The 6,745-nt window shown below is 58.2% G+C and carries 8 protein-coding genes; 6 read left to right on the top strand and 2 right to left on the bottom strand.

Features of this window, described 5'->3' with window-relative positions; all coding sequences use genetic code 11:
• The 6 genes from IRZ31_RS19155 to IRZ31_RS19130 all read left to right on the top strand — a co-directional run.
• Positions 1-232, top strand: a 232-nt coding sequence (locus tag IRZ31_RS19155; protein WP_297156657.1) for a hypothetical protein, incomplete at its 5' end; no start/stop codon positions are given.
• Positions 216-1,163 carry a CRISPR-associated RAMP protein Csx7 gene (gene csx7, locus IRZ31_RS19150; protein WP_297156654.1) on the top strand — a complete coding sequence of 316 codons (948 nt, stop codon included), beginning with the start codon at positions 216-218 and terminating at the stop codon, positions 1,161-1,163. The genes IRZ31_RS19155 and csx7 (IRZ31_RS19150), both read left to right, overlap by 17 nt.
• Positions 1,164-1,195: 32 nt before the next feature.
• Positions 1,196-2,272 (top strand): CRISPR-associated RAMP protein Csx7, encoded by a 1,077-nt coding sequence (gene csx7, locus IRZ31_RS19145; RefSeq protein ID WP_297156651.1) that lies wholly within the window; start codon positions 1,196-1,198, stop codon positions 2,270-2,272.
• A complete protein-coding gene (gene csx19 / locus IRZ31_RS19140; protein WP_297156648.1) occupies positions 2,269-2,955 on the top strand; it encodes a CRISPR-associated protein Csx19 in 687 nt (228 codons plus the stop codon). Before csx7 (IRZ31_RS19145) ends, csx19 begins: the two co-directional genes overlap by 4 nt.
• Positions 2,952-4,109 carry an RAMP superfamily CRISPR-associated protein gene (locus tag IRZ31_RS19135; RefSeq protein WP_297156645.1) on the top strand — a complete coding sequence of 386 codons (1,158 nt, stop codon included), beginning with the start codon at positions 2,952-2,954 and terminating at the stop codon, positions 4,107-4,109. Before csx19 ends, IRZ31_RS19135 begins: the two co-directional genes overlap by 4 nt.
• A 15-nt stretch (positions 4,110-4,124) precedes the next feature.
• Positions 4,125-5,927, top strand: a complete 1,803-nt coding sequence (locus IRZ31_RS19130) for an SAVED domain-containing protein (RefSeq protein ID WP_297156642.1) — start codon at positions 4,125-4,127, stop codon at positions 5,925-5,927.
• A 93-nt stretch (positions 5,928-6,020) separates the two neighbouring features.
• Here IRZ31_RS19130 and rpsU read toward each other — a convergent pair whose 3' ends face one another.
• Both rpsU and IRZ31_RS19120 read right to left on the bottom strand, forming a co-directional pair.
• Positions 6,021-6,215, bottom strand: coding sequence for a 30S ribosomal protein S21 (gene rpsU, locus IRZ31_RS19125; RefSeq protein ID WP_052887903.1), 195 nt, complete (start codon positions 6,213-6,215; stop codon positions 6,021-6,023).
• An 11-nt stretch (positions 6,216-6,226) separates the two neighbouring features.
• Entirely contained in the window at positions 6,227-6,565 is a 339-nt protein-coding gene (locus tag IRZ31_RS19120; RefSeq protein WP_297156640.1) for a zinc-ribbon domain containing protein, read from the bottom strand.
• Positions 6,566-6,745: the final 180 nt, after the last annotated feature.

Below are 6,745 nucleotides of genomic sequence, written 5' to 3'. Positions count from 1 at the left end.
GTACATGGAGTCTATGCAGAAAAAACGTCTGAAGAACGAGTTCCATCTCCTCAGCGATCAAGGGGGGGTGCAAACGGTGCGCGCTCAGACTGAGGAGCTAATGGCACTGTTGATGGCCGAATTCATCCAGCATCTGGTAGCAGAGAATAGCCATCTACTGGCGGCGCAAAAGCAGAGAGAGAGGCGAAAGCGAGTTACTCCAGGAGTGAGTGATAATGGCAGTCCAAGATAAGCTCTATCAGGATGACCCTGTGCGCCGGCTGCGCCTGTGCAACCGTTATCTCTTCACCGGGCGGCTCGTTATGGAGACGGCGCTGCATATCGGCGGCGGCAAACTCACGCTCAGCGGCAGCAGAAACCCGATCGTCCTGACGCCCGAGAACATCCCCTTCATTCCTGGTTCAAGCTTCAAGGGGGCGTTGCGCAGCACTGTCGAGAAGCTGGTAGCCACCCTGGCTGAGCTTCCGCAGCCGCGCCTGAGCACCTGTGGCCTCATCGAGTTGGAATCCAAGCAGCTAGAGCAGCTAGAGCAGGAAGGGCGCCTTGATGACATTTGCCCCACGGTGCGGCAACGGACCATAACAGAAGAGAGGCGTCAGCAGGGTGAGCTGGCTCTTGGGGATATTCTGGGGAAACTTTGTCATACCTGTCGGCTCTTCGGTTCCCCCTTCTCCGCCTCGCGGGTCAACGTCAGCGACCTCTACATTCCCGAGGAGGAATGGAACGGCATTATCCAACTACGTGACGGCGTAGCCATTGAACGCGACAGCGAACGTGCCAAGGATCGCCTCAAATACGACTACGAGGTTGTGCCGGCCAGCACCTCCTTTAACCTGGAAATCACCCTAGAGAATGCCACCGACGAAGATCGCTGGCTGCTGAGTCTGGGTCTCAGCGAGTTCGTCAACGGCTTCGGCGCCATTGGCGGTAAGCGCTCGCGTGGTCTTGGGGCTTGTCGCCTGCGCGATCTGCGCGTCTACATCCTGGAGCTGGAGAAGGAAGAGACAGCCGACGGCGGACAAAGAGAGGTGAGTGCCGGGGAGCGCACTCGTCGTTTACAGCGTTACCTCCTTGGGCGCAGTCCCGAAGAGAAATTTCACCGGGTCGAAGACGGAGAGAGCTTCCTGGCTCGGCAGATTGAGCAGCTGTTTCAAGCGAACTAGGAAACGAGATCGAGTGAGAAGGATAGCGGCTTATGCTCAAGCAACTGGTCAATGAAGCACGCTTGCGCTTGCGCATCACCACCACCGGGCCACTGCTCGTTAAATCAGGCTTGCCCACCGTCAGCGGGCCGGACATGGCCCCAGTGCTGACCTTTCGCAACGGACGTCAGGAGCCGTTCCTGCCCGGCAGCTCGCTCAAAGGGGTCTTCCGCAGCCACGTAGAGAAGATCATCACGAGCCTGCGACCGCGTGTGGCCTGTTATCCTTTCGCCAAGAGAGAGGAGGCGGATGCACATGAGGAGGCGGATGCACATCTAGAGGAGCGCCGTCGCACTCACCGCGACTCCTGTGGCGAGCGCTTCAATGATGAGGTCAAGGGTGATGAGCAGCGACGTGCCCAGCTCGAAGCCCGTACCGATGAAATCTATGGGCGTTCCTGCCCTGTTTGTCGTCTCTTTGGTTCCACCTGGTTTATTGGGCGCCTGGCTATTAGTGATGCCTATCTCATTTCAGCTCCTATCCGTGAACAGCGCGATGGAGTGGGCATCGATCGCCTGACCGGGGGCGCCGCCCACGGGGCCAAGTTTGAGCTGGAGGTGATCAGCGAAGGGGTCACCTTCGAGTGTACTATTCACCTGCGCAACTTCGAAATCTGGCAGCTGGGCATGCTCTTTGTGGTGCTGCAGGATCTGGAAGATGGCCTGATCCGCTTTGGCGCGGGCCGCTCGCGTGGCCTGGGCTGGGTCAAGGGGACCCTCAGTAGCGAGGAGCACGATGGCTGGCCAGGCGGCCTGGTCACGGCCACCATCCGCGGCAGTGACGAACGCGAGCCGGTTGACGAGCTGTGGGGCCTGGGGCGCTGGCTCAATGAGCAGCCCGCCTCTGGTGAACCCGGCTGGGGACGCTACGGTACCTGGTATGACGACCTGGTGAAGCTTCCGGCTGAGATTGAGCGTCTCCCGCGCGGTATCCGTCACCTGCGTGTCTTTACCGGCGAGGCCCTGGCACAGCTCCGTGAGGAGGCCATCCAGCACTTTATTCGTCGCATTCAAGAATGGCCAGATGAGTCTGCGCAAGTCCCTGCCCTCGCAGGAGGAAAGCGCTCATGAGCACGAAGGCGTCTCCTGAAAGTGGCACACGCGAAGCCGAGGTCATCGCCAGCGCCTTGATACCGCACGAAGAGCTGAGAGAGCTGGTGCACGCCTTCCCGTCGGATGCCTACTTTCTCGGCGAGCATCTGCCAAACTTCGTCGTAGATGATGATCGGAGCCTGCGACATCTGCTGGTGCGCTTTGCCCGGCTGAGGGAAATACAGCAGGAGCAGGGTGCCCTCCTACCCTGGACCGTCTATACCTGGGGCCGGGTTTTCTCGGCAGAGGGAGAATTGCGCTGGGATAGCAGCGAGGGAAAGCTGCGCGTGGTCTATCTGGGCGATGAGCGCCTCCTGCCCGCGCAGCTGCGCGAAGACAGTCAGCCACTGATAGGTCTCAGGCGTTGTTCGGTGAGCTACGATCTGCTTGGCGAGCGCCCTCGCGAGGTGAGAGCGAGAGAGGTGGGGGTCAGCGCTCAGGAGGAGCGACGCCTCTTTCTGACCACGCGCATTCCTCGTCCCTTGCTCTACCCGATCGAGGAAGAGGAACAGCAGGCCAACGGCCAACAGGTGGATAGGGTCAAGCTCAAGATCTCTCTCTATCAAGATCCTGCAACAGGAGAAACTGTCTACTTCCGCTGTACCGGCCTGGAGACCGAAGCTGCATCGGCGAGAGCAAGGCCAAGGGGAGGGAGTCTATGAACCCGTACGATTTCGCGCGCATCGATTGGAACCGTCCCCCGGAGCGACGTAAGCCTATCTGGCATGATCGCCTCTTCGGTAGCGATCTGCCCCGCCTCTACAGCGGCAGCCTGACGCTGCGTCTGACGGCGCGCACTCCGATCTTTATCCCTGCGCATTCTGCCACCTCTGGCCCTAGAGATCCGAGTAAGCCAGAGCCTTTTATCCAGGATGGAACTGGCCGCTACATCATTCCTGGCACCTCGCTCAAGGGTCTGCTGCGTAATCTGGTCGAGACTCTGGGCAACGGCTGCCTGACGCTCTTCGATGGCAACTATGAGCAGGAAAGAACGGGCGGGCGTGGCCGCTATAAGGCACCGTACTGGGATAAGGTCAAGCCTGAGTTCTTGCATTGCGAAGACGAGGCGCACCTGTGTATCTCCTGTCGCATCTTTGGCTCGCTCAAGGAGCGCAAAAGCGGCGTCTTCACAGGCAAGGTCAACATCAGCGATGCCCAGGCCGATCCAGAAACAGTGGCTCTCTACGAACCGATGTATACCCTGCCTCTGGTTGAGCCGAAGCCACACCACCGCGCTTTCTACCTCGACGAGCAAGAGCGTTGCATCGCCGGGCGCAAGTTCTACTTCCATCACGATCCTGATAAGGAGCCTTGGCAGGCGGACGGCTATTGCTACTTCACACGCCCGGAACCGGCCAACCGCTACATTCACCCGCTGGACTACGACACCGTCTTTTACGCTCGCCTCGACTTTACCAACCTGGAGCGCGACGAGCTGGGCGCGCTCCTGTTGGCCATCGTTCTCGAAGAAGGCATGTGCCATAAGATTGGCTACGCCAAGCCGCTGGGGCTGGGTTCAGTGAAGCTGGAGCCGCTGCGCCTGGAGCTGATTGACTACGCAAGACGCTATAGCCTAACCGCGCGTGGCCAGGACGGCAGAGAGCAGCTGGAAGGCGAGGCCCTGACGCAGTTTATCGACGAGTTGGTAGAAGAGTTCAAACGCCAGCACTTGCAGCAGCTGGCAATGGAGGATCTGCGCCGCATCTGGCGCTGGCCGCCCGATCCAGATGTCGAATACTGCTATCCTGATAAGTACTGGTTCGATCAGCCGGAGAACGCTCGCAAGCGCATCGCTGAAACGCGCGATGCGCTGTAGAAGGGAGGTCTTCGTATGGGAGCGAGCCAATCAACGGATACGGAAATCCTGTGTATTTATGCCAGCGAAGATAAGAATGGTTTTGAAGAATTAAAAGATCATCTTTATAATTTTAGGGAGGTAAAGGATATTATCAGGGCTATTCCGCCGGGTAAACCAGCGCTTGAGGAGAGGAATAGACTCATCAATCAGGCGCGGTTGATCATCATACTTGTCAGCCCTGATCTCTTGTCTTCGCAAGAACAAGCGGTCAGCATGGCTCTAGGGCAAGCGAGTGATGGAAAGGCTCAAATTATTCCAATCTTATACAGACCTGTAAACCTTGAAGGCTCTGGCCTAGCCGATCTGCAACTATTACCACACGATGGGAAAGCCATCAAAGAGAGTGCTCATCGCGATCAGATCTGGGCGAATATTGCCGGTGAGATTAAGAAGACCTGGCAAGAGCTGGTCGCCTCTGCTCCCTCTGCTGTGGGAGAGAAAGCGAGGACAGCAGTGAATGTGTCCCAGACTGCTCCGAAGCAAGCGCAGGAGCAGGACCCTACCAGGCCGGCCACCGTTTTCATCAGCTCTGCTGGCGATGCCAGAAAAAACCGCGAACAGCTAGAACTCATGCTGCGCCTGCGTGGCCTCAAGATCTGGCATCGTGACAGTGAGGACCTTCCCTTTCTTGGCAGCCGGGAAAAAGTGGCGGAGCGGGCTGTGAGTGAGTTGGCCGATGCCTACCTGCTCTATCTCACGCCCGAGGCTCTCAAGAAGCCCCAGCTCTGGCTGCCCGAGGCGCGCGCCGCCCTGCAGCGCCATGAACAGACGTCGGAATTTCCTATAGTTTTGATTTTGCAGGGAGTGAGCCAGAAAAGGGTGCAGATCGCTCTGGAAAAGGTGAGCCTCGGGAAGTTGAGTGATTTTGTGTGGGAAGAGCTTCAGTCGCAATCAGATAGTCGTCAAGGAGCAGTCGATCAAGCGCTTCGACGGCTGGCCAGGCGTATCCTGCGTGAGGCTTTTCTCCAGCGCCAGCGCCGTGCCAGAGCTGGAACCGACTATACGCCATTTATTGGCATCACCCACTTCCTGGACCGCGAGACCACCAGGCGCCTTGATTTGGAACTCGACTGGTACGACTTTTTCCAGGGCAAGGGCAGGTTACCCAGCGAACAAGAATGGAATACATGGCTCTGGCCAGCTCTGGCTGACCTCAAAGAGCTGCTCAGCAAGCATACTACAGCTCGTACTCTCTATCTAGCCCTCAAAGCGATCATTCCAGTCGGCTTTGCTATCGGACTCATGTTCAAAGAACCGACGGGCTTCAAACTCGCTGTGAAGAACAGCGGACCTGCCAGTACAGAAGCTGTAGAGGAAAAATACTGGCATACCGTTCTTCCTGAGAGTGATATACAACAAGTGAGGCTCATTGATAGCTATAATCCTGGAGGAGATCCCTCCACAGCGGTTGTCGAGATTGCTATTAGTCCCCCCTTCGGTCCGCAAGTGATAACCAGTTATCTGGATCTGAATGGTATCAGCTACGGCTATCGCCAGAGATATGAGATTCGCACGGAGAAGAAGTCGATCGGTGAGCAGGAAGCTCAGAGCATGATGTACGAGATACGCAAGGGCTTACGCCTGCTGCCGCAGAGATTTGGGCCTGCAGGTGAGCATATCAAACATATTCACCTGTTTGCAGCAATGCCGATAGCGCTGGCTGTCATGGTAGGCTATCAGCTCAACACCCTGGTGCCCATTACCGTCTATGAATATCGCTCGCCCCAGGGCTATCTACCAGCCTGTGTACTCGACAACAGTCGTAGCTCTACCTGATGAGATCGGGCATCTTTGGGCCCGCTTTCTCGCCCGCTGCGAAGTCCTTGCGTGACAAACGGCAGGCGGACGAGAAAGGGGGGTGCCTGGGTATTAGCGGCGTGTGCGTGTATGGCGACGGCGGCGGCGACGGGCCACGGCGGCCTTACGCTTGCGGCGATCGCTGCGGCTCTCATAGTGCTTGCGGCGGCGCACCTCGGCCAGAATGCCAGCGTTCAAAACTTTGCGATTAAAGCGCTTAAGAGCAACCTCAAAGGACTCGTCGGGGTTCAGGCGAACTTCGCTCATGTCGGCCCGCCTTACCAGCGCGCGCGGCGGCCCTGGCCGCGCCCGTACGACTCCTGGGGACGATAGCAATCGCTGCAATAAACGGGGCGATCATCGCGAGGCAGGAACGGCACCTGGGCCTCATTGCCGCAACTGGCGCAGGTCACCGTGTACATCTGGCGCTCCTCACGCCCGTAGCCACGGCCACGACGCCCACCGTTCGCCTTACGCGCCGCCCGACAGCTGGGGCAGCGGCTGGGAGTATTGGTCAAGCCGCGGCTGGCAAAAAACTCTTGCTCTCCAACGGTAAAGGTGAATTCCTGGCCACACTCGCGGCAGACCAGGATTTGGTCCTGTCCAGGGTTAATCATGTAGATAGTCTCCTTACGCGCATTTCTCCGCGGAGGGAAATGCATTGGGGCTCGTCTGACAGCGCTCTTATCTGCAAGCCGCCAGACGGCAAAAGGCTATAGGCGCGGGAGCGTGCGACCTGAGCCTAGCAGAGTAGGGGCAGCGTCGGCGCGGAGCCGCTGAATGACAAAGAACGGCGT

The organism is Thermogemmatispora sp., from assembly GCF_019683635.1.
GTDB lineage: Bacteria > Chloroflexota > Ktedonobacteria > Ktedonobacterales > Ktedonobacteraceae > Thermogemmatispora.
This window is presented reverse-complemented; position numbering and strand designations above follow the sequence as displayed.